Source organism: Flavobacterium sp. UBA4854 (assembly GCF_002399805.1).
Taxonomy (GTDB): domain Bacteria; phylum Bacteroidota; class Bacteroidia; order Flavobacteriales; family Flavobacteriaceae; genus Flavobacterium; species Flavobacterium ginsengisoli.
Genome location: NZ_DHEI01000087.1, coordinates 61,154 through 62,870 on the forward strand (window position 1 = coordinate 61,154; position 1,717 = coordinate 62,870).

Genomic DNA, 1,717 nt, shown 5'->3' on the forward strand with positions numbered 1-1,717 from the left:
GTTTCGTACTCTACGTGTGATGTATTAATAGTAATACCTCTTTCTTTCTCCTCTGGAGCGTTATCGATTTGATCAAACGATTTTGCTTGACAGTAACCAGCATCTGACAATACTTTTGTAATTGCAGCAGTTAATGTAGTTTTTCCGTGATCTACGTGTCCAATTGTACCTATGTTTAAGTGCGGTTTGGAACGATTAAAATTCTCCTTTGCCATTTTACTTAATTTTTAATCTTAGTTATATATTAATTTTCAATTTCCTACTTACTTGAGCCAATGTCGGGATTTGAACCCGAGACCTCTTCCTTACCAAGGAAGCACTCTACCCCTGAGCTACACCGGCAGAGTTTCCATTTTTAGATTAAAAGACTTTAAAATACAGATTTAACAACCTATAACTTACAATCTAAAATCTAAACTTTTATTTGTGGGGAGAGCAGGATTCGAACCTGCGAAGTTCACACAGCAGATTTACAGTCTGCCCTCGTTGGCCGCTTGAGTATCTCCCCTAGTTTTAAAAGTCCATTATTTTAAAGAACCAATTTCAAATCGCATTTGAAATTTATTGAGCCGATAGAGGGACTCGAACCCACGACCTGCTGATTACAAATCAGCTGCTCTAGCCAGCTGAGCTACATCGGCGAATGCATTAAAAAAGTCCGCTATTTCTAACGGACTGCAAATGTAGCTATTTTATCTTTTAATCAAAACATTTTTTCAAAAAAATTTCAATTAAATGTGCGCTCTAATTTTTTCTTTCCTTTTTACAAGCAAACGTTCTAATGATTCTGCCGAAAGCTCAACGGCCTCTTCAAATGTTTTACACTGTTTTTTCACCAAAAAATCATCACCAGGAACATTAATCTTTATCTCCACCACCTTATTCTCTTTATCACTCGTTCTTTCAACTTTCAAAAAAACATCTGATGAAACCACTCGATCGTAGTATTTCTCTAGCTTACCCATTCTTTCTTGGATAAAATCGACCAATTTTCTGTCGACAGTAAAATTAACTGCATGAACATCTACCTTCATAATAAAAATTTTAGGATTAACATTTAGAATCACTATTTACTTCTCGGATGCGCACCTCTATACACTTTTTTAAGCTCCGCTAAACTATTATGAGTATAAACTTGCGTAGACGCCAAACTAGAATGCCCTAGTAATTCTTTAACTGAATTCAAATCTGCCCCATTATTTAAAAGGTGTGTTGCAAAAGTATGACGAAGCACATGCGGACTTTTTTTTACCTTTTCTGAGACCCTACTAAAGTATGAATTTATTAAACGATAAACAAAAGATTCGCTCAATTTTAACCCTTTTTTCGAAACAAAAAAACACTCATGATTTACCAAACTATCCAAACCATCCCTTTCCTTCATATACAAATCAATCTGATCTGCAATAATCGGCAAAATCGGAATAATGCGCTCTTTATTTCTTTTTCCCAAAACCTTAATCAAACCATTTGAACGATCCACATTTTTAATCATCAAATTAATCAATTCCGCTCGACGCATCCCCGTCACATAAAACATCTCCACAATAAGCCTATCTCTTATTTCCTCAAAACCAACAGGAGCACCTATAACAGTAAGCAGATCACTCAGTTCTTTTTCTGAAAAAGGAATCTGAACCACTTTAGGCGTTTTTAGAGATTTATGCTTCAGCATGGGATTAACCTCTATTTGCTTTGTTTTCAAAAGAAACTTATA

Annotated in this window: 3 protein-coding genes and 3 tRNA genes; all 6 read right to left on the reverse strand. The window is 35.3% G+C overall.

The features are described 5' to 3' along the window. Positions 1-215 (reverse strand): GTP-binding protein (locus B3J44_RS12955; RefSeq protein ID WP_286968802.1); only part of this gene is annotated, 215 nt, incomplete at its 3' end. Between the two features lie 55 nt (positions 216-270). Beyond that, a tRNA-Thr gene (locus tag B3J44_RS12960) sits at positions 271-342 on the reverse strand. 85 nt (positions 343-427) lie between these two features. Continuing rightward, positions 428-508: transfer RNA gene (locus B3J44_RS12965), tRNA-Tyr, on the reverse strand. A gap of 59 nt (positions 509-567) precedes the next feature. Continuing rightward, positions 568-641, reverse strand: a tRNA-Thr gene (locus tag B3J44_RS12970). A gap of 90 nt (positions 642-731) precedes the next feature. Beyond that, positions 732-1,034, reverse strand: coding sequence for a ribosome hibernation-promoting factor, HPF/YfiA family (hpf, locus tag B3J44_RS12975; RefSeq protein ID WP_008466930.1), 303 nt, complete (start codon positions 1,032-1,034; stop codon positions 732-734). Positions 1,035-1,066: 32 nt separating this feature from the next. Further along, the coding region (locus B3J44_RS12980; protein WP_286968803.1) for a tyrosine-type recombinase/integrase at positions 1,067-1,717 on the reverse strand (651 nt) is incomplete at its 5' end.

Coding starts and splice junctions, on each gene's coding strand:
- hpf (WP_008466930.1), bottom strand. CDS start 1,034: ATGAAGGTAGATGTTCATGCAGTTAATTTTACTGTCGACAGAAAATTG.